The organism is Geobacillus kaustophilus (assembly GCF_000948285.1).
In the GTDB taxonomy this organism is placed as follows: Bacteria; Bacillota; Bacilli; order Bacillales; family Anoxybacillaceae; genus Geobacillus; species Geobacillus thermoleovorans_A.
Genome location: NZ_JYBP01000003.1, coordinates 2,064,777 through 2,085,449, shown reverse-complemented (window position 1 = coordinate 2,085,449; position 20,673 = coordinate 2,064,777). Strand labels below are relative to the sequence as shown.

At 52.8% G+C, this 20,673-nt stretch carries 22 protein-coding genes; 17 read left to right on the top strand and 5 right to left on the bottom strand.

The window, feature by feature from the left end:
* Positions 1–81: 81 nt before the first annotated feature.
* Together LG52_RS10745 and LG52_RS10740 are read left to right on the top strand one after the other, a co-directional pair.
* The gene (locus LG52_RS10745) at positions 82–825 is read left to right on the top strand and encodes a FixH family protein (RefSeq protein ID WP_044731916.1); all 744 of its coding nucleotides are present in this window, start codon (positions 82–84) and stop codon (positions 823–825) included.
* Positions 826–934: 109 nt separating this feature from the next.
* Entirely contained in the window at positions 935–1,975 is a 1,041-nt protein-coding gene (locus tag LG52_RS10740; RefSeq protein WP_044731915.1) for a membrane protein, read from the top strand.
* A 61-nt stretch (positions 1,976–2,036) separates the two neighbouring features.
* On the opposite strand, the gene LG52_RS10735 is transcribed toward LG52_RS10740, so the two are convergent.
* Complete coding sequence (locus LG52_RS10735) at positions 2,037–3,647, bottom strand: methyl-accepting chemotaxis protein (RefSeq protein ID WP_044731914.1); 1,611 nt, start codon at positions 3,645–3,647, stop codon at positions 2,037–2,039.
* 141 nt (positions 3,648–3,788) lie between these two features.
* On the opposite strand from LG52_RS10735, the gene LG52_RS10730 reads away from it, so the two are divergent.
* From LG52_RS10730 to LG52_RS10695, 8 genes are all read left to right on the top strand, one after another.
* Positions 3,789–5,303 (top strand): spore germination protein, encoded by a 1,515-nt coding sequence (locus tag LG52_RS10730; protein WP_044731913.1) that lies wholly within the window; start codon positions 3,789–3,791, stop codon positions 5,301–5,303.
* A gap of 11 nt (positions 5,304–5,314) precedes the next feature.
* Positions 5,315–6,400: a Ger(x)C family spore germination protein gene (locus LG52_RS10725; protein ID WP_044731912.1), complete on the top strand. Its 1,086-nt coding sequence runs from the start codon at positions 5,315–5,317 to the stop codon at positions 6,398–6,400.
* 26 nt (positions 6,401–6,426) lie between these two features.
* On the top strand, positions 6,427–7,539 hold the full coding sequence (locus tag LG52_RS10720) for a GerAB/ArcD/ProY family transporter (RefSeq protein WP_044731911.1): 1,113 nt from the start codon (positions 6,427–6,429) through the stop codon (positions 7,537–7,539).
* Between the two features lie 177 nt (positions 7,540–7,716).
* Positions 7,717–8,382: a 7-cyano-7-deazaguanine synthase QueC gene (queC, locus tag LG52_RS10715; protein ID WP_197071922.1), complete on the top strand. Its 666-nt coding sequence runs from the start codon at positions 7,717–7,719 to the stop codon at positions 8,380–8,382.
* Entirely contained in the window at positions 8,379–8,816 is a 438-nt protein-coding gene (gene queD, locus LG52_RS10710) for a 6-carboxytetrahydropterin synthase QueD (protein WP_044731910.1), read from the top strand. The genes queC and queD overlap by 4 nt, the downstream gene beginning before the upstream one ends.
* Positions 8,816–9,550, top strand: a complete 735-nt coding sequence (gene queE, locus LG52_RS10705) for a 7-carboxy-7-deazaguanine synthase QueE (protein ID WP_044731909.1) — start codon at positions 8,816–8,818, stop codon at positions 9,548–9,550. The genes queD and queE overlap by 1 nt, the downstream gene beginning before the upstream one ends.
* 51 nt (positions 9,551–9,601) lie before the next feature.
* Complete coding sequence (gene queF / locus LG52_RS10700) at positions 9,602–10,099, top strand: preQ(1) synthase (protein ID WP_044731908.1); 498 nt, start codon at positions 9,602–9,604, stop codon at positions 10,097–10,099.
* Between the two features lie 56 nt (positions 10,100–10,155).
* A complete protein-coding gene (locus LG52_RS10695; RefSeq protein ID WP_044731907.1) occupies positions 10,156–10,839 on the top strand; it encodes an NAD(P)H-binding protein in 684 nt (227 codons plus the stop codon).
* 31 nt (positions 10,840–10,870) lie between these two features.
* Here the strand turns inward: LG52_RS10695 and LG52_RS10690 are convergent, their stop codons facing one another.
* From LG52_RS10690 to LG52_RS10680, 3 genes are all read right to left on the bottom strand, one after another.
* Positions 10,871–11,053 (bottom strand): YkvS family protein, encoded by a 183-nt coding sequence (locus tag LG52_RS10690; protein ID WP_044731906.1) that lies wholly within the window; start codon positions 11,051–11,053, stop codon positions 10,871–10,873.
* 142 nt (positions 11,054–11,195) lie between these two features.
* Positions 11,196–11,780, bottom strand: a complete 585-nt coding sequence (locus tag LG52_RS10685; protein WP_044731905.1) for a cell wall hydrolase — start codon at positions 11,778–11,780, stop codon at positions 11,196–11,198.
* A gap of 194 nt (positions 11,781–11,974) precedes the next feature.
* The gene (locus tag LG52_RS10680; protein WP_044731904.1) at positions 11,975–12,169 is read right to left on the bottom strand and encodes a hypothetical protein; all 195 of its coding nucleotides are present in this window, start codon (positions 12,167–12,169) and stop codon (positions 11,975–11,977) included.
* Between the two features lie 170 nt (positions 12,170–12,339).
* On the opposite strand from LG52_RS10680, the gene LG52_RS10675 reads away from it, so the two are divergent.
* The 6 genes from LG52_RS10675 to LG52_RS10645 all read left to right on the top strand — a co-directional run bounded on the left by LG52_RS10675 (position 12,340) and on the right by LG52_RS10645 (position 18,446).
* The gene (locus LG52_RS10675; protein WP_044731903.1) at positions 12,340–13,005 is read left to right on the top strand and encodes a hypothetical protein; all 666 of its coding nucleotides are present in this window, start codon (positions 12,340–12,342) and stop codon (positions 13,003–13,005) included.
* A 446-nt stretch (positions 13,006–13,451) separates the two neighbouring features.
* Positions 13,452–14,513, top strand: coding sequence for an RNA-guided endonuclease TnpB family protein (locus LG52_RS10665; protein WP_044731901.1), 1,062 nt, complete (start codon positions 13,452–13,454; stop codon positions 14,511–14,513).
* Positions 14,514–14,755: 242 nt separating this feature from the next.
* Positions 14,756–15,505 (top strand): SDR family NAD(P)-dependent oxidoreductase, encoded by a 750-nt coding sequence (locus LG52_RS10660; protein WP_044731900.1) that lies wholly within the window; start codon positions 14,756–14,758, stop codon positions 15,503–15,505.
* Between the two features lie 65 nt (positions 15,506–15,570).
* Positions 15,571–15,816, top strand: coding sequence for a YueH family protein (locus LG52_RS10655; RefSeq protein ID WP_011230486.1), 246 nt, complete (start codon positions 15,571–15,573; stop codon positions 15,814–15,816).
* A gap of 56 nt (positions 15,817–15,872) precedes the next feature.
* The gene (locus LG52_RS10650; RefSeq protein WP_044731899.1) at positions 15,873–17,138 is read left to right on the top strand and encodes an ATP-binding protein; all 1,266 of its coding nucleotides are present in this window, start codon (positions 15,873–15,875) and stop codon (positions 17,136–17,138) included.
* A 159-nt stretch (positions 17,139–17,297) separates the two neighbouring features.
* A complete protein-coding gene (locus LG52_RS10645; RefSeq protein ID WP_044731898.1) occupies positions 17,298–18,446 on the top strand; it encodes a cation:proton antiporter in 1,149 nt (382 codons plus the stop codon).
* A 188-nt stretch (positions 18,447–18,634) separates the two neighbouring features.
* Here LG52_RS10645 and LG52_RS10640 read toward each other — a convergent pair whose 3' ends face one another.
* The gene (locus LG52_RS10640) at positions 18,635–19,456 is read right to left on the bottom strand and encodes an alpha/beta fold hydrolase (protein WP_044731897.1); all 822 of its coding nucleotides are present in this window, start codon (positions 19,454–19,456) and stop codon (positions 18,635–18,637) included.
* Between the two features lie 152 nt (positions 19,457–19,608).
* On the opposite strand from LG52_RS10640, the gene glcT reads away from it, so the two are divergent.
* Complete coding sequence (gene glcT / locus LG52_RS10635; RefSeq protein WP_044731896.1) at positions 19,609–20,466, top strand: glucose PTS transporter transcription antiterminator GlcT; 858 nt, start codon at positions 19,609–19,611, stop codon at positions 20,464–20,466.
* Positions 20,467–20,673: the final 207 nt, after the last annotated feature.

Sequence of the window (20,673 nt, the reverse complement as noted above, 5' to 3'; positions counted from 1 at the left end):
AAAAACAGAAAAAGAGGCGGAAAAGGTTCGTCTCGGACAACGGTTTATCATGAATTTGAAGGAAAAAGGAGAAAGGTGAAGATGAAAGGACATGTTGGCTTTGCGTTTGCTGTTGTACTTTTGGGGATGATGATCATGGCTGCTTGTACAAATCACAACAAGCAAGCCGAGACGCCGGCCGTGCTTGACGTGAAAATGGATGTTCCGGATCACATCGATTTGAACAAACCGACCAAGCTCGCCTGCGTCGTGACGTATGGCGGAGAAAAAGTAAACGATGCGAACGAAGTCAAGTTTGAAGTATGGAAACATGGAGATGGCGAGCGGGAAATGCTTGAAGCAAAGCATGACGGCGATGGCCGCTATTCGGTGGAAAAAACGTTTACGGAAGCGGGAACGTATTCGGTCGTTGCCCATGTGACGGCGCGCGACATGCATAACATGCCGAAAAAAGATATTATCGCCGGCACCCCAGAACAGGCGGCGACGGCCGACGGTGCGCGCGAACATTCCCAAGGCCGTGCTGAAGAACAACATCATGGCGCTGTTGCCATTTCGCTGTCGTCCCGTTCGTTCGAAGCCGGAAAACCGGCGGCATTGACCGTTCATCTCACCAAAGATGGGAAGCCCTTTACGAACGCCACCGTTCGCTTTGAGATTTGGCAGGCTGACAACAAGCATGAATTTGTGGATGCGGATGAAAAAAGAAACGGCGAATACGAGGCTGTTGCCACGTTTGCCAACAAAGGAACGTATTCGGTGAAAGTGCATGTGGAAGCAGATCAATTGCACGAACATCAAGTCGAACAAGTGACGGTTCAGTAACGAAGGATGCTGAGGAAGGCATCCTTTTTTTGCCTATTCGTCTTTCCTGTCCGTTGCGGACATATATATGGAAGTGAAGCAGCGGACAAGGAGAAGGAGAGGGCAGTCAGTGAAGAAGAAAGCGGAATGGTCGGAAGCATGGCAAATCGCCGCTGTTTACGTCGGCACGGTGATTGGGGCGGGATTTGCGACCGGCAGGGAAATTATTGAATTTTTTACCCGCTACGGAACGGCTGGAACGGTCGGCGTATTGGTCAGCGGCTTTTTGTTCACATGGGGCGGCGCGCGCCTGATGGTGATGGCGCGCCGCATTGGAGCCGCATCATATGATGAATTGAATCGTTATTTGTTCGGAAGAATGTTGAGTCCGTTTGTGACGCTCGTGATGACAGCGATGATCGCCGGGGTGACGGCGGTGATGATTGCCGGGGCGGGCGCGGTGTTTGAAGAGCAGATCGGCTGGCCGCGGCAGGCGGGGATTGCGCTGACGCTCGGTTCGGCGCTCCTAGTCATGTTGTTCGACCGCAAAGGGCTGTTTGGCGTCAACGTGTTAGTCGTGCCGATGATGATGATATTTAGCGCCACCGTATTGATCAAAATGGTGATGGTTGGCGGCTTATGCCGACCGGATATGGCGGCATCGAATTATTCGCTTAAGGCGATGTTGTCCCCGTTTTCCTATGCGGCGTTTAACTTGGCGATGTCCCAAGCGGTGCTTGTGCCTGTCGCCCGCGAAGCGACCAGTGAGCGAGCGGTGAAGCGCGGGGCGATGTTGGGTGGAGTGATATTGACAGGGTTGTTGCTTCTAAACCATATCGTGTTGCTATCGTTTCCACAAAAGGGTGATTACGACATTCCGATGGCCGAAGTGGTTCGTACGTTTTTTGCCATGCTGCATTGGTTGTATGTCGTAGTCATTTACGGAGAAATTTTTACCTCGGTCATCGGCGGCCTGTTTGGGCTTGCCCGTCAAGTGCGCGTTTGGGTGTCGATCGGCGGGAAATGGTTGGGCGTGCTGCTCGTGTTGTTGTTTGCGGCGGTCAGCCCGTTTCGCTATGGGGAGTTGTTGTCATTTCTCTATCCACTGTTTGGCTACATGAGTCTTCTATTATTGTGGCTTCTTTGGCGCCGACGGCTGCCGCACCGATAAATCGGCCCTTTCGTTCCCTAACGTTTCTTTAGTGAAGGGGGGACGAAAGGGCTTTGTTTCGTTATGAGTGGAAGCGGGCGATCATTTTTTCTAAATCGCGCGCTGCAGCAGCCAACGTATCGGCTTCCCGCGCTAGTTGGTGAAGGGCGAGCGTTTGTTGCTCAAGCCCAGCCGCCGTTTCTTGCACCATGTTTGAAAAATCGGCGGCGACGGTGCGTACGTCTCCCATCAGTCCGCCGAGCTGCTCGCCGTCGGCGGTGATGGCGTTGACGTACGATTCGTTTTGCTGAAGCAAGTCGTTCAGCTGGGCGAACATGCCGTGAAACGATGTGAACGTTTCCCCTGTTTTCCAAAGAGAGTCTTTCGTTTTTTCAACGTGGCGGCCGCTTCCTTGCATCGCATGCACGGCTTCTTTGAGCGCGTTCGTCATGGCGTCGAGCGAGGCGAAAATTTCAGCGGCGAACGCGTTTGTATCTTCAGCGAGCTTCCGGACTTCTTGGGCGACGATGGAAAAGCCGCGGCCCGCTTCACCCGCCCGCGCTGCTTCGATCGAGGCGTTGAGGGCGAGCAAGTTCGTTTGTTTGGCGATCGTGCGAATGGCGGCGATCATCTCATGAACGCGCGCCGCTTCATTGGCTGCTTTGTCGATGAGGGCGGTCGTTTCGCCGATGCCGCGTTGCATCGCATCCATGTTTGTTTTCGTTTCATCAATGAGACGTATGCCTTCTGCTGCCGACGACCAGGCATCGTCCGCTTGGCGTACGACACGTTCGACGGCAGCCCGCATGATCTGCACGCGTTCCACCATCTGTCGGATGACGTCATCGGCTTGCTCGACGGCGGCCGTTTGTTGTTTCGCTCCTTCGCGGAACGTTTCGACGGCGGCGGCGATTTCGTCAAATGATTCAGAGAGGCGGCGCATTTCCATCTGTTGCTCATGGCTGACATCATGCACCGTTTTGGCCGCTTTGCCGAGCTCGGCGATGATCGTGCGGATGCCGAGAATCATTTTGTTGATTTCGTAGGCGATTTGATGAAATTCATCCCGTTTTCCCGTCGTTTTCACTTCTGTCTGCAATTGACCCGAGGAGACAGTGCGGGCGACGCCGTACCAATGGCGAAGCTCGGTGGCAATGGCTCGATGCCAGGCGGCGCTGAGTCCAAGCCCACACAAAATGGCAAATAGCGCGGCCAACACAGGCGGCGCCCCGGCGATGAAAGCAGCCAGTCCCGCCAATGGAGGTGTTATGGAGATGCAGGCGAACACCCATTGCAAATACGGGCGGTGCATGAGCCGCCCCATCCGCAAGTTGATGCGCCTTCCGCTCGGTTCGGTCCAAAGCGGGCAGCTGGCGTCAATCAACACTTCGCCTGTATCGCGTTCGTACACTTGCAAGAGCGGCTTGTTCGTGCGGGCGGCAGCAAGCCCAACGGGGTCGGCAAACACCCGCCCCTCGCGGAGGCGGTTCGTATGGACGAGTCCGTATCCGTTTTCATCGACAACAACAAAATATTCATCATGGCCAAGCTGCTCGTCTAAAAAGGCGCGGATGCGGTCGAGCTGCTCTTCAAGCGGGCGCGTTCGGTCGATTGACCGCCGCAGTGCTTCCGCCGTTGCTGTTACTTTTTTTAACGCCTGTTTTGCCCGGCGCCGTTTTGTCAATTCGCTCATAGACGATTCTCCTTTTTTGTTTTTGTCTATCCTCAATAATATATAGAATATTTTGTCGAATCAATAGGATAAGAGGGGGATGCATAAAAATGTTGATCGATTGGAAGACTATGCCGTAAACGGAAAGGCGAGGAGATCATCGTGGGTTGGTTCTCGTTTTTGAAGAAAAAGAAAAAGCGCCCCGCACAGAGGAATCTTTCGCAACTTTGGGAAAAGCTTCGGCAATCGAGCGATTTTGTCGAAGTGTCGTTTGTTGTCGGAGGCAAGGAGCTGTCGGTTTATTATTTCGATTCGCTCGTTGATCCGCAAGTGTTGCAAGAGCGGATTCTTTGCCATTTGCAAAACGACATTCCAAAGCATCCGACTGTCCGCTTGGAAGACTTGCAGCAAATCGTGCCGATTCAGCGCATTGAGGTGAGCGAAGATGCGGCGCTGATTGAAGAGAAGGTGTTGAAAGGGTTTGTCGCCGTCAGTTTCCGCGAGCAACCGGGCAAAGCGGCGCTCATGGGCGCCGCGGCTGAAAATTTGGGGCTTCGGGAAAACAATGAGTCGGAAAACGAATTCAGCGTCGTTGGGCCCAAAGTCGGATTTGTAGAAAATGTCGGTGTCAACTTGCATCTCATCCGCCGGCAAGTGGTGACGCCGAATCTTGTGTTTCGAGAAATGTCGGTCGGCTCAGTGTCGAAAACAAAAGTCGTCATTGCCTACATGGACGGCGTGGCCAATCCGGAAGTGGTCCAAACGGTGACGCAGCGGCTTGAGTCCATTCATTTTGACGTCGTGTTTGACAACGCCATTTTGGATCAGCTGCTCGCTGACAATTCGCGGACGCCGTTTCCGCTCTTTATCTCGACTGAGCGGATCGATCGGGCCGTTTATGCGATCGTCTCGGGGCAAGTCGCGATTTTTTGCGACGGCTCCCCGTATGCCGTGATCGGTCCCGCCGCTCTTTTCGATTTTTTTACGTCGCCGGAAGACTATTATCTGCCGTGGGTGCTCGGTACGTTTTTCCGCCTCATTCGGTTTTTCGGCGTCGCGTTTTCCGTGTTGGCGTCGCCGATTTATGTGGCGGTGCTGACGTACCATTACGAGATGATCCCGGAAGATTTGCTCGGACCGATCATTTATTCGCGCTCGAACGTGCCGTTTCCGCCGGTGCTCGAGGTGCTGTTTTTGGAAATTACGATTGAGCTGTTGCGCGAGGCCGGGGCGCGGCTGCCGACGAAAGTCGCGCAAACGCTCGGGATTGTCGGCGGGATTGTCATCGGGCAAGCAACCGTTGATGCCGGACTGACGAGTACGATTTTGTTGATTGTCGTTGCCCTGGCGGCGCTCGCTTCGTTTACAACGCCGATTTTCAAAATGTCGAACACGATTCGGTTCATCCGGTTCCCATTCATTTTGTTCGCCGCTGGCTGGGGAGGGATCGGCATCATCTTTGCTGTCTGCGGATTGCTCATTCATTTAGGGCGGCTGCAGTCGTTTGGCTATCCGTATTTGCTGCCGTTTTATCCGCTTCGCGTACGCAACTTCCGCGATACATTCGTTCGTTCGCCATACAGTGAGACGGCGGAGCGGCCGATGTTTCTTCGCCCGCGGTCGCGGTTTCGCTATGATCCGAATGAGGCGAAGCAAAAACGCGATATTGATGAGTAAGGGGGATCATGATGGGGCGTGGGCTCGCCTGGATCGGTGCGCTGCTGTTGCTTAGCGGCTGCGCCAGTTCGCGGCCGATTGACGAAATTCAAATTATCCAACAGATGGGGTATGATTTCGAAAACGGCCGCTACACGGGAACCGCAGTGTACCCGACGTTCAAGCAAGGGCCGATGACAAAGCCGAATATGTTGACGACGACGTCGCCGACGATCTACGACCTCATCCCGCGCCTGTCATCGAAATCGGCGCTGCCGATTGAGGAAGGGCAGTTGCGCCTTATTTTGTTCGGCAAGGAGTTTGCTAGGCGGGGGGTGACGCAAATTACGCACAGCCTCGCGCGCAACAACAAAGTCGGGAGCCATTTGTTGCTTGGCGTAGCGGAAGAAAGCGCCAGAGAGCTGCTGAAAATCACGGCGAAAACGACGCTGAGCGACACGTTGTATTTGCCGAATGTTGTGGAACAAAACGAGCAGTCGATGAACTTGCCGAAGACGAATTTGCACTTGTTTTTGTATCGCTATTTTTCCCCGGGGAGCGACCCATTTTTGCCGTACTTTGAGAAAAAAGGAGATTTCGTCAAACTCGAAGGAGTCGCTTTGTTTCGCGATGACAAATATGTCGGGCATGTGAGTTTGCGCGATTCGTTTTTGATGAAAATTTTGCTCGGGGAAACGAAAAACGGCGTCTATCAGCTGAAGGTTGGGAATCGCGGAAAACAGGGCGAGGATCGGGTGATGCTGCAAAACTTATGGGCGAAGCCGAAATATGAATGGAAGCGTGACGGCAGCCGCCATGTGCTTGACGTGTTCATTCATATCCATGCGTCGGTGAGGGATTATCCGTCATGGCTCGATCAGCCGGGGTATGATTTGTTTGCTGATGTAAAGAAAAAGATGCAAAACGAATTGGAGCATAATATGCGCCGGTTATTCCGTTATTTTCAGAAAAAACGGATTGATCCGCTCGGCATCGGCGATTTTGTCCGCAGTGTGACAAGACATTGGGATTCCGCCGCGTTTTACCGCGAATACCCGGATTTAGATATCCGCCCGCACGTCACGGTGGATATCGTCCATACAGGCATTGGCGAATAAGACGGGGAACATGAGGAGGGATTATGATGAAGCAGACCATTCAAGAACGGTTTCTCATCTCCCCGTTTCTTGTGTTTTTTGTCATTCATGCTACGCAAGTTGGGGTCGGGGCGCTCAGTTTTCAGCGTCCGCTCATGAAAGAGGCGGGGCAGGACGCTTGGATGGCTGTCTTGCTGGCTGGGCTGGCGGCGCACGTGTTGATTTGGATCATGTATCGGCTGCTGTCGCATTCTCCATCAGGCGGAGACCTCGTGTCGCTTCATGAACAGTACTTCGGGCGGTGGATCGGCGGGGCGCTGAGCCTTGGACTTCTTTTTTACTACGCGTTGGCGGCGTTTATGGTGCTTCAATCGTACATTGAAATCATTAAAGTATGGGTGTTCCCGTTGATGGGGGCGTGGCAGTTCAGCCTCGTTTTTTTGCTGCTGACGTATTACACCGTCTCCGGCGGGTTTCGCGTCGTTGTCGGTTTATGCGTTTGGGGGGTCGTGATTCCGCTGTTGACGATTTTTCCGATGGTTTTCTTTCCGCTTGAGTACGCTCAATACCGGAACTTATTGCCGGTGTTCGACCATTCGTTTGGGCAATTGGCAAAAGCATCGAAAGAGATGGTGCTGCAATATTTAGGGTTTGAAATGTTGCTTATGTATTACCCGTTTTTAAAAAATGCTCCGTCCTCGCAAAAGTGGGCGCACGCTGCCAATGCCTTCACGACGTTCATTTACCTTGTTGTGATGTTGATTTCGATTGTGTTTTATAACAAAGAACAAATTCAGCATATTACATGGCCGACGCTGACGCTTGCCAAAATTCCGGAAGTGCCGTTTATCGAGCGGATGGAGTATATTGTCATCTCGATTTACGTGCTCGTTGTGTTTCCGATCATCGCGGTTTCCGTTTGGGCGGCGACGCGCGTGATCAAACAGCTGTTTGCTGTTCAGCAGCGCCGTTCGCTTCCAGTGTTGCTCGCTTGTTTGTTTGTCGGGACGCTGTTTTTTCAAGAGAAGACAGACATTGAGCAGTTGACGCAATGGACAGCGAAGGCAGGGTTTTATCTTGTCGTGGTGTATGTTCCGCTCCTGTATGTGTACGCATGGACGGCCGAAAAAGTGAAAAAGGCGCTACAACAAAAGCCATGAGTATGGTATAGTAAATAAAGAAAACAGAAGAATACAATTCCGTACATTTGTACGGGAGAGGTTTCTAGCAAAACCCTCTATAAAAAACTAGGGACGGCTGTATCCCAGGGGTATGGCCTTTTTTGTTTTGGAAACCTCTTCTTCTGCTGATTCAGAAGGAGGTTGATCATGATGAAGGTGAGTGAAGAAAAGGCGGTCGTCGTCTTCAGCGGCGGCCAAGACAGCACGACATGTTTGTTTTGGGCGAAAAAGCGGTTTGTGGAAGTCGAAGCGGTGACGTTTGACTACGGTCAGCGCCATCGCCGCGAAATTGACGTCGCGGCATCGATCGCCAACGAGCTTGGCGTCCGCCATACGGTGCTTGATCTGTCGCTTCTCGGGCAGTTGGCGCCCAACGCCCTGACGCGGCGCGACATCGCCATTGAACAAAAGGAAGGCGAGTTGCCGACGACGTTTGTGGACGGGCGCAATTTATTGTTTTTGTCATTTGCCGCCGTGCTCGCCAAACAGCGGGGCGCGCGCCATATCGTGACTGGGGTGTGCGAAACGGATTTCAGCGGCTATCCGGACTGCCGAGATGTGTTTATCAAATCATTGAACGTCACGTTGAATTTAGCGATGGATTACGAATTTGTCATTCATACGCCGCTCATGTGGCTGACGAAAGCTGAGACATGGAAGCTCGCCGATGAGCTCGGTGCGCTCGAGTTCGTCCGCACGAAGACGCTGACGTGCTATAACGGCATCATCGCCGACGGCTGCGGCGAATGTCCGGCGTGCGTGCTGCGCCAACGCGGGCTTGACGAATACTTGCGGGAAAAAGCGGAGGTGGAGGCGCGATGATGCACCAGCTGTATCCACAAGTCATGCATAATTACCGCTATGAGTTGAACAAAGATATGCACATCGCCGCCGCCCATTTCATCCCGCATGAAGCAGCGGGAAGCTGCGCAAACGTGCATGGCCATACGTACATCGTCAATGTGACGGTCGCCGGCGATGAGCTCGATGAGAGCGGTTTTTTAGTCAATTTCCAAACGTTAAAACAGCTCGTTCATCGAAAACTGGACCATACGCTGCTTAACGACCACGCCGATTGGTTTGACAGCCGGGACCCGAACCGATTTCCGACGTCGGAGGTGGTGGCGCGCACGATTTATGAAACGATTCAGCGCTATTTGGATGCGCTGCCGCACAAGCCGAAATGTTTGCAAGTGTTCGTCCGCGAAACGCCGACGAGCTACGTCGTCTACCGGCCGAAAGCGGGGGAACGATGATGGGGCGCACGATTCCGGTGTTGGAGATTTTTGGGCCGACCATTCAAGGCGAAGGAATGGTGATCGGCCGAAAGACGATGTTCGTCCGCACGGCTGGCTGCGACTACCGCTGCCGCTGGTGCGATTCGGCGTTTACGTGGGACGGGTCGGCGAAAGACGAGATCGAGCAGCTGACCGCGGAAGACATTTGGCGGCGGCTTAAGGCCATCGGCGGCCGCCGCTTCCGCCATGTGACGATTTCGGGCGGCAACCCGCTTTTGATCTCCGCTCTCGGTGAGCTTGTTGCGCTTCTTCATGAAAAAGGGATGCGGGTCGCGGTTGAAACGCAAGGGAGCCGCTGGCAGGATTGGCTGCTCGATGTGGACGACGTCACCCTTTCTCCGAAGCCGCCAAGCTCGGGGATGAACACCGACTGGGCGGTGCTCGATCACATCATCGAACGGCTGCAGGCGGACCAAAGCCGGGTGCGGCGCGTCAGTTTGAAAGTCGTCGTGTTTGATGACGCCGATTTGGCGTATGCCAAAGAAGTGCACCGTCGCTACCCAGGCGTTCCGTTTTATTTGCAGACAGGCAATGCCGATGTAGCGGATTCGGATGTGGATGCACTCCGCGCGAAGCTTCTCTGTCGGTTGGAATGGCTCGCGGAACAAGCCGCCCAATCGGACGAACTGGACGACGTCCACGTCCTGCCGCAGCTGCACACGCTTCTATGGGGAAACAAGCGCGGCGTGTAAAGCGGGGCGCAGCGGCTCACTTTGCATTGATAAAAAGGGAGGAATGAAGGAATGGCAGGAAGAAAAGAGGAAGAATTGAAAGACTTGACGCTGCTCGGCAATCAAGGGACAACGTATTCGTTTACGTACAATCCCAATCTCCTTGAAGTGTTTGACAACAAACATCCTGACCGGGATTATTTCGTGAAGTTTAATTGTCCGGAGTTCACATCGCTATGTCCAAAAACCGGCCAGCCGGACTTCGCGACGATTTACATCAGCTACATCCCGGACAAAAAATGCGTCGAAAGCAAATCGTTGAAGCTGTATTTGTTCAGCTTCCGCAATCACGGCGACTTTCACGAAGACTGCGTCAACATCATTATGAACGATTTGATCAAAGTAATGGAACCGCGCTATATCGAAGTGTGGGGCAAATTCACGCCGCGCGGGGGCATTTCGATTGACCCGTACTGCAACTGGGGGCGCCCGGGGACGAAATACGAAAAAATGGCGGAATACCGGCTGCTCAATCACGATTTGTACCCGGAAAAAGTCGACAACCGCTAGAGCCAGCAAAAAAAGAGGTAGTTTTTTCGCCCAAACTCCTATATAATGGACAATGAATGTTTGCCTTGGAGGTTTTGGCGTTGGAGCGAAGAACAGCTCTTTTGCTTGGAGCAAGCGGTTTGGTCGGCGGAGAGCTACTGAAGCTGCTGTTGCAGTCGGATTTATACTGCCGCGTGACAATTTTCGTCCGCGCTCCGCTGCCGGTGGAACATGAAAAGCTGCAGCAAGTCGTCGTCGATTTTGCGCGCCTGGAATCGTACGAACGGCATTTTTATGTGGACGATGTGTTTTGCTGCCTCGGAACGACGCGGAAAAAGGCAAAAACGAAGCAGCAGTTCATTCAAGTCGACTATGAATACACGCTGCGCGCGGCGGCGCTGGCGGAAAAGTGCCGCGCGAAAAGCTTTTTGACCGTCTCTTCGGTTGGCGCCAACCCTTGTTCGCCGTTTTTCTACCAGCGAGTCAAAGGAGAGACAGAAGAAGCGCTGCAGCGTCTTTCCATCCCATCGCTCCATATTTTCCGCCCGTCGCTGCTCGTCGGCAAGCGCCGGGAGTTCCGCCTCGGCGAAGCGTTAGGCGGGTGGTTGTTATGCCGTCTTTCGTTTTTGTTCGTCGGCAAATGGAAAAAGTATAAGCCGGTCGACGCCCGTCAGCTTGCTTTGGCGATGTTTTACCGGGCGGCGTCCGCAGCGAGCGGCGTCCATATCTATGAATGCGACGAACTCGCCCGCATTTCGTAAACAAAAAAGAGGCTCTTGGCAGCCTCTTTTTCTATTCAATGATTTTATAGTTTTTATGATTGACGACCGTCCGTTCTTGCAAATCGAGTTCACGATAGTTTTCCATATACGTCAAATCAACGATGACTGAGTTTTCATTCACCTTCTCGACAATGCCGCGCAGTCCATTTTTAAATTCAATAATATCTCCGACTTTCGCTTTTTTATTCGTCATCATCATTCCCCTTTTTCATCGTCTTTTGTTCTAGTTTGCCTTATTTTCCACTGCAAGTAAAGGGGGTTCTTTCCTAAAAGGCTGGTGAAAAACAACTTTTTTCACCAAATCGGTGGTCTCCAACTGGAAAAGAGAGCTGATCTTATTTAGCAAAGACGTGGTTGCCGATGACGACGGTCACTGGACGCGAGCGCAGCCATTTGCTTTTCGCCGTTTTCGGATTGTAGAAATAGAGCGAGCCGTTTCCTAAACCGCGAAAAGCAAGTGCTTCTTCAACGGCGCGATATGATTCACGGTCGGCGGGTTCGTTGATCGTTCCGTTTGCCACCGGCGTGAAGGCATAATGGCCGCCAGAGCGCTCATAAATGACGCCGCGAATCGTATCCGGAAAATCAGGGTGATCGACGCGGTTGAGCACGACCGTTGCCACGGCGACTTTCCCGGCGTACGGCTCCCCTTTCGCCTCGGCATGGACAAGGCGAGCAAGCAAATCTTTCTCCGCCCCCGTGATGCCGGCATCAGGGATGACGAGTTGTTCACCAGGATATAGCCAATCGCCTTTGCGATTTTTTTGCATCAGCTGTTTGAGCGGCACGCCGTATTGCTTCGCGATTTTCCAAAGCGTGTCGCCGCGCTTGACGGTGTGGATGGTTGCCGCATCGGCATGGCCGGCAAAGAAAAACATCCCGCACAACACCGCCATCGCCCATGCTTTTCCTTTTTTCATCCTGATCCCTCCTCTCGTAAACTCTCTACTAGAGTAACAAGGATGAGAAGATGATTCATTATCGAAATGATGGAAAAAGCGCGCGAAGCATTGAAGCGACTAGTTTCATAGAGGGAATGGAAATTTTTCCGCAAGCAAAAACACCCGGCTTCCAGGGCGGAAAGCCGGGTGTGAAGGCATGGGAACAGGAGCTTTTAGCTGCGCGGAGCATCCATATAGTGATAAATGACGTGGCCGCCGAGCTGGGCGATGCCGCGAAATCGCTTGAAGTCGGGCTGCTTGACGAGCACGGCTCGAAAAACAGGGAAGTCCTCTTTTTTCACCAACAATTCGGAGATGATTCCATTGCGCAATTCATCGATTTGCTTGGCCGCCAGCGCTTCATTCATCGCACGTCCCTCCAAGCATGGTTCGGTGTCGTCACCGTCATTTATCGTATCACAAACGTCTGTTGGGTGAAATACCTATATTTTGGCCGGGCAAACACCCTTTGCTTGTTCCGACATACAATATGGATGGGTATGCGCCCCGAGAATATAAGCAAGAAAGGGAGAGAACAATGAATCATTGGGATCCGTATATGAATGGTCCGTTTTCAACCTCTTACGGCCATGACAATGAAGCCGGGTGGATGGAGAATAACGTGCCGCCGATGGCTCCGCTGTCGACAACGACGCCAAATGAAGCGGCGCCGACTCAAGTGATGCCGATGGCGTATTATCCGCCCGCAGCGCCTTATGGCTATTGGTGCCCACCGGTTACGCCGCCAGCGCCGCTTGTCAGTCCGGTCCATCTTGAAAGTTCAGACAGTCCGGACAGCTCCGATATGATGCCGCCGGCGCCGCCGCTCGGGTTAGGAGCCGTGCCGAATATGGCCCATGCTTCCGTGTGGCCGACGGGTGGGAAAGAAAACATGCCGCCTGATGACACCGCTATTCCGTATGGCATGACAGCTCCGTATGCAGAAAACCTTTCCCCGGCTGGCAGCACGGCTCCCGTGGCCGTTCCTGGCACGCTGTCTGGAATGGCTGCTGGTGCAACACCAGGTTTCGTTCCCGGCGCACATCCGTATGCGCCGCTGTACTATCCACCGATGGCGCCTCAGCCGTATGCCCCGGTGATGCCGTATGGCTATGGCTATCCTGCTGCGCCGCTGCCTCCATATTATGGAGGAGGAACCCCGTATGCGCCTGGCTTTCCCATCTCGTATGGCCCCTATCGGTAAGATGCCAAAAAAGACCGCCATTCGGCGGTCTTTTTTAAAAGAAAAGATGTACTTGACTTTTAAAGGCAAACATGATAACAATGTTGCCCAAAGAGATGTGTGGAATAAAAAGGAAGAAATACTATTTTGGTTTTCATCATCATCATCTTTCTTTGTCAAGTACACTTTGTGGTAAAGATCCAATTTTCCATTTTTATCCCTCCTTATTTTGTTTACAGAAAAAAATTCTGAAAGCCCACGGTTTCAATCGTGGGATGAAAGACGGCGTTGCTCGGCAATCCTTAATCGGATTGCTTCGAGCAGCCATTTTTATCTTTAAGTGTCGCAGTATAATCGAAGTGTCGCAGTATAATCGTTAAACGGATATAATTCATATATGGGACAAGAATGAAGAACGAAAACAACTGAACGCGATGTGGAATCGCAAAAGAAAAGGGGGTGAATCCATGCCCACGATCACACTCAGGCTGGAACTGCACAACCCAACGAAAGCCAAGCAGGAAATGTACGAGCGAATGACAGAATGGAACACAGAATTTGCGAATTGGCTATTGCATCATCCTGAATTAAACAAAGCGACGAGCAAGATATTCAAAGACTTTTCGTCACAAAAGTTTCCTTCTGCTATCGTGAATCAGACGATTCGAGAAGTGAAGTCCCAAAAGAAAAAACAAAAGGCAAAGAAGTTCCGAACATTTTGGTGTTGCTTTAACAATCAAAACATAAAGGTGGAAAAGAAAGGAGCGTTCTACACGGTTTCCTTCCCCACACTGGAGAAGCGAATTGGCGTGCCTGTCGTCACGCGCCCCTATCAAGAAGCATGGCTGGATCGGCTGATCCATGGAACCGCCAAACAAGGGGCGGCCAAGCTCTACAAAAAGCGAAAGAAATGGTGCTTGGCGATCGCGGTCGCATTTGAAGTCAAGCCGCGGCACGAAACAAAGGCGATGGGGGTTGACGTTGGCCTTCGCTATATCGCCGTTGCCAGCGTGGGGACGAAATCGTGGTTTTTCAAAGGGAGCCAATGCGCCTTTGTGCGCCGGCGATATGCGGCTTTGCGGCGAACGTTGGGCCAAGCGAAGAAGCTTCATATGATTCGCAAAATCGGCGATAAAGAGTCCCGCTGGATGAAGGATATGAACCATAAAATCAGCCGTCAAATCGTCCGTTTTGCCCTCGCCAACGGTGTTGGCGTGATTCGGATGGAAGATTTGGCGGGGATTCGGAAACGAGCCGCTTCGGCCAAAGAAGCAGGACGAAATCTTCATTCGTGGGCGTTCCATCAACTGCAAACGATGATTGCCTACAAAGCTGAAATGGCGGGCATTCGGGTCGAGTGGGTGAATCCGACCTACACCAGTCAAACATGCCGATGCGGGCATCGGGAGAAAGCGAACCGAAACGGCATCCACTTCCGATGCCAAAAGTGCGGATACACCATCCACGCCGACTTGAATGGCGCGATCAACATCGCCAAAGCGATTTCGGGGCTTCGCCGCCCAACCTAGCGCACTGGTCACAGGTGCGCCGCCCATTGGGGTACAACTTAACCCGATGGGACGGGGTGATGACACACCCCTGAACTTGGGCGTTGTCTGAACCAGAAATGGATGAGGACGCGAACGACCCAAGAATCCCACGCCCTTTAGGCGTGTGGAGTGTCAAGCTGTTAGTATACTTATGGATGTGTTTCTGTTAGAAACCAAATCCATCAGATTAAATGTGCAAAGGAAGGGAGAAGAAATTGCACATGAGCATGGAACAGAAAACAGCCATTGTCACCGGCGGGGCGAATGGGATTGGCAAGGCGATCGCTAGGGCATTCGCAAAACAAGGAGCGAACGTCGCGATCATCGACCGCGATGTCCAAAACGGTGAAGCGTTCGCCGCGCAATTGCAGTCGGACGGATTCAAGGCGATCTTTGTGGCGGCGGATGTGCGGAAGGTGGACGATATTGAACGGTTTGTACAAAAAGCTGCCAGCCGCTTCGGCCGCATTGACTATTTGATCAACAATGCCGGCGTCTCACGCTGGAAGCCGCCGTATGGGCTGACGGTTGAGGAGTGGGAGGACGTGCTGGCAACGAATTTGCGCAGCGCTTTTTTTGCTTCTCGAGAAGCAGCGAAATATATGCGCCGCAATGCCAAAGGCGGAGCCATCGTCAACATTGCCTCGACAAGGGCGCTCATGTCCGAGCCGAATTCCGAGGCGTACGCTGCATCGAAAGGCGGCCTTGTCGCTTTGACCCATGCGCTGGCGGTGTCGTTTGCGGATGATCGCATTCGCGTCAATTGCATCAGCCCCGGCTGGATTGAAACGGGCGATTATGGGCAATTGCGGGACATTGATCACCGGCAGCACCCGGCCGGCCGCGTCGGCAAACCGGACGATATCGCCCGCGCTTGTCTGTATTTATGCGATGAGGAAAACGATTTTATCACCGGGGCAAATTTGGTCATCGACGGGGGAATGACAAGGAAAATGATTTATATTGAGTAGGGAGTGGGCGTTTGTTAAAATAAACAAAATGGAGACGGTTTCAACGAAAAAGGTGGGACGGAAAAATGAAAATCCGCAAAACGCCGGTGATGGACGGACAAGCTCCGGCTAATGTCTACATTTACGAAAATCGAAAAGAAGAATATATCGTGATCGCCATTCCGGCGCTTGAGTGGTCATTTTCGTTCGCCTATGAGGAAGAGGCGGAGGCGGTGGCCGAGCGGCTTGAGGCATCGCTCAAAAAGCGGCTTGACCATGAGCGCGCCGCCCTCTTGGCCGTGCGGCTGCTCGGCTGGGCGCGGGAAATGTAGCCTAGAGGGCGACCGTGGCCGCCAGCGACTTTGCATGTTAGGGGTTCGATGACAACGTGGTCAACAAAACAAAAGTAATCGCAGTATATATCATAGGCAGCATTGTATGGATTGCCGCCACCGACACCCTGCTCAATATGCTGTCGATCAGCGGCGATGTATATATGGCGCTTGGCGCCGCCAAAGGGGCCGTGTTTATTTTGCTCTCGGCCATTTTTTTGTACCAGCTGTTAAAAAAGCGCGAGCAGCTGGAAAAGACCGAGGAAAATGAACAGCAGCTGCTTACGCTCATCAATTCGATGCCAGATTTCGTTTGCTTTAAAGACAGCGAGGGGCGATGGCTGCGCGTCAACGATTTCGGCCGGCGGCTGTACCGCCTCGAACAGATCGATTATATCGGGAAGACGGACCGCGAGCTTGGCGAGCTTGTGCCGTTTTTTAAAGAAGCGTTTGCGCAGTGCATGGCATCAGACCGCGAGGCGTGGGAGAGCGGAAAGGTGACGCGCCGCGAGGAGTCGTTTGCAACGCCGGATGGGGAAGTGAAGACGTTTGACGTTATTAAAGTGCCGCTCTTTGACGAAAACGGAGCGCGCAAAGGGCTGTTGACGATCGGCCGCGACATTACCCAGCAAAAGCTTGCCGAGGAGCTGCTCTTGAAAAAAGAAAAGCTCTCCGTCCTTGGCGAGCTGGCCGCCGGCATCGCCCATGAAATCCGCAATCCGCTCACCTCCATGAAAGGATTTATTCAGATGATGCAAGAAACGCGCGAAGTGAATGATCATTATATGCGCATCATGTTGAGTGAACTCGGCCGCATCAACCAAATTGTCAGCGAGCTGCTGGTGCTCGCCAAGCCGCAAAGCCACGATTATCGGCCGTTTTTGCTAGACGAGGCCATTTCGTATGTCATCAGCTTGATCGGCCATGAGGCGACGTTGAACAACGTTTCCATTTCTGTCCATAATATCGCTCCGAAAGCTTGCGTGTACGGCGATCAAATCCAAATTGTTCAAGTGTTGTTGAACGTTATGAAAAATGCCATCGAAGCGATGCCTGATGGCGGAATTCTGTACGTCCACGTTGCGGAAGCGGACGGGAAGATCTTTGTCGATGTGGCCGACACCGGCATTGGCATTTCAAAAGAACGGCTGCAGAAAATCGGTGAACCGTTTTTCACCTTGAAGGAAAAAGGAATGGGTCTCGGGTTGACAACGAGCATGAAAATCGTTCAAGATCATAAAGGAACGATGCGGATCGAAAGCGAGGTTGGAAAGGGGACGACTGTTCATTTGACGTTTCCGTCCAGCGCGGAAAACGTGTGAGAAAAGGCGCTGGTATAAGAGGGATTGCGGGTGTTCCTGCGTGATGCGGGGGCGTTCGTTTTGTTTTCAGAGGCCGGTCTTGTTTTTCAATAAAAATGAAACCTTTCGTGCATGATAAACGTAGTTTGAAAAAGGATGAGAACAGGAAGGGGTGACGAGATGTTCATTGCTCAGTTGGCTGTCATTTTATTCGCCGCCAAACTTGCCGGCGATGCGGCCGTGCGCCTTGGCCAGCCCGCCGTGCTCGGCAAGCTGCTCATCGGCATTGTGCTTGGACCGAGCATGCTTGGTGTGATTGAGGATACCGATCTTTTGCAGGAGTTAAGTCAAATCGGCGTCATTTTGCTTATGTTTATCGCCGGCCTTGAGACGGATATGGATCAGTTTCGGCGCACTGGAAAAGCTGCTGTGGCGGTCGGAGTGCTCGGCATTCTCGTTCCGTTGCTCGCCGGGTATGCGGCCGGCGCAGCGTTCGGCATGGAAACCGGAACGGCTCTTTTCCTCGGCCTTTTGCTGTCCGCAACGAGCGTCAGCATTTCCGTGCAGGCGCTCAAGGAGATGGGGCGCCTGCAGTCGAAGGAAGGGTCGGCCATTCTTGGCGCGGCGGTCATCGACGATGTATTGGTTGTCATCGCGTTGGCGTTTTTATTGAGCCTGACGGGCGGTGATGTTGATCTCGGAGCGGTTGTGCTGAAAAAAGTCGTCTTTTTTGCCGTTGCCATTTTGCTTGCCTGGAAAGCCATCCCGCTCGTATTAAAGTGGTTTGCCCCGCTTCGTGTGACGGAAACGGTTGTGTCGGCCGGCTTGATCATTTGCTTTGCGTTTGCCTACTTCGCTGAAGCGACGGGAGTGGCGGCGATTATCGGCGCCTATATGGCCGGGCTTGGCGCGAGTTTTACGGACTATCGGGAAGAAGTATTTGAGAAAGTGGAAACGATCGCCTATTCTTTGTTTGTCCCTGTCTTTTTTACCTCCATCGGGGTTGCGGCCGATTTTTCCGGTATCGTCAAGCATTGGCCGCTCATTGTCGGCTGGAGTGTGCTCGCGATTTTGACGAAGCTCGTCGGCGCGGCGCTGGGGGCAAAATGGGCCGGATTTTCGTGGGGAAGCTCGCTGGCGGTCGGGGCTGGCATGGTGTCGCGCGGCGAGGTGGCGCTCATCATCGCCGGCATCGGCTTGGAAGCCGGCCTGCTTGATGGGGGGATGTTTGCTGTCATGATCATCGTCGTATTAGTGACGACCATCGTGACTCCTCCGCTGCTGAAGATGATTTTCAGCTGTCTCCATCCGGTGCGCCGGACGGGCTAGTCGCCGTCGAAGCGGGCGGCCGGGCCGATAGGCGGCGCTATAGCGGCAAAACAGCGGGGCTGTCCCCAAAAAAGGGCAGCCTCGCTGTCGCTGCGAGCGGTTCTTTTTCGCTTGCTTGGCCGCATCCACGCTGTCTTTGGCCATTTCCGCCTCCTCCTTGGAGATGGTCGGGTTGGCTGTTTCTTGGCTCACTTTGTTTTGTCTTCCTTTGTTCGACATGCGATCCCCTCCTTTCGGCCCGTTTCGCTCCGCTTGCCGTATGCCCGCAAAATGCTGTTTAGTTCGCTACTATGTTTGGTCGGAATTTGATGGCGGGCCTGGTCAATAAACACAATATCTGCATGCGGCACATAATGTTGGAACATAGCGATATACGGATGGATGTAACGATCGCGTGCTCCATAAATAAGGAGCACGGGCAAGCGGAGGAAAGACAGTTGTTTTGTGCATCCATAAACAAGCCCAGCCTGGTACATGGCGCTTAAATCCCGTTTATTGGTCAGCCGGGCGTACCGCCGCAACAGTTGCCATTCGCGCCAGTTCGTTTTGTGCCCCCAAGCAAGAGCCGACGCAAGCAGCGGGATGGCCCCAAGTTTTGCGGCGGAGATGCCGAGCAAAAACTCGCTGAACAAAAGCGGGGTGCACACTTCCGGAAACCCGCCGATCAAAACGAGCTGTTCGACATGCTCAGGATAGCGGAGCGCGAAATCGAGCGCAATCGATCCGCCGTTTGAGTAGCCGCAAATGATGGCGCGCCGAACGCCGAGGGCGCGGAGCAATACGGAAATGTCGTCGGCAAGCAGCGGTACGGTGATCGGTGCATCTGACGAACTGCTTCGCCCGTTTCCACGCATATCATACAAAATAAGGCGAAAATCGCGGGCGAGCGGCTTTTGGCGGCAAAAAACGGCATGCCCCATCCCAGGGGGATGGATGAACAAAATCGGTGTTCCTTCTCCTTTTTCCTCGTAGTAAAGGCGGACTCGTCGGTTGATCGATACGTATGGCATATTCTTTCCTCCCTCCCAGCCCTCTTATTAGTATGTCGAGAAGAGCGGCGCCCCATCCAAAAAAACGTCATTGAGAGCGATGGCCCGCCCGGTTTATAATTTAGTCTGCATAGATTAGCGGCAGACGATGGGTGCGGAAAGGAGGAAGCCTAATGGAACAGCCGTTTCGCGTCGAAAAAACGCTCAACAATAACGTGTTAATCGCTTCCCATCCGGCATATGGCGAAGTCGTGTTGCTCGGCAAAGGAATCGGCTTCGGCAAAAAACGGGGGGACGGGATTGCCAAGAGCGCTGTTGAAAAATGTTTCGTGCTGAAAAATGAACGCGAACAAGAGCAATACAAAAAGCTGCTTCCGGAATTGAGCGAAGAATTCATCGCCCTCATGAGCGAGGTGGTTCACCATATTCAGCAACGCGTGGGTGCGCCGCTCGACGAGCACATCCATGTGGCGCTGACGGACCATATCGCTTTTACATTAAAGCGGCTTGAACAAGGATTGGATGTCAAAAACCCGTTTTTGGCTGAGACGAAAAGCTTGTATCCGTTGGAGTATGAAATCGCCAATGAAGTGGCCCGCATGATTGAACAAAAGCTCGGAGCCTCCCTGCCTGAAGGGGAGACAGGCTTTATCGCCCTTCATATTCATAGTGCCATTTCTAAACAAAGCGTGTCGGAAGCGAATCGATATTCCCAGCTCATTGCTGACCTTGTCAAGATCGTCGAGCAACAGCTTGGCGTTGACATCGACCGCGAGAGCGTTCATTATTTGCGGTTTGTCCGTCACTTGCGCTATGCGATTGAGCGGATGAAAAAAGGCGAAAAAACCGAAGAACCAAAAAATTTGTCGAAAATCTTGAAGGAAGCGTATCCATTATGCTATAATCTAGCATGGAAGTTGGTCAAAGTCATGCAGCAAACGCTTCATCTGCCGGCGGACGATGCCGAGGCGGTCTATTTGACGTTGCATTTGCAACGGCTGGCGGAGAAGAAGAACAATACAACTGCATAATCGTCTCGCTTTACGTGTTACTGACTCGATCAGGCATGAGTAAAGAGAGCAAAGGAAGCGACAGCAGCAGGGAGTTTGTTTTCGCGCTGTTGTAAGCGTTCTTTTTGTCTCTCTTTAGTCATGCCTTTTTTATTGCGCCGGTGCCTTCGGAAACGTCCGCCTCATTTTTGGCACATGAATCGGCTGTTTGCTGCAAAACTTAAGAAA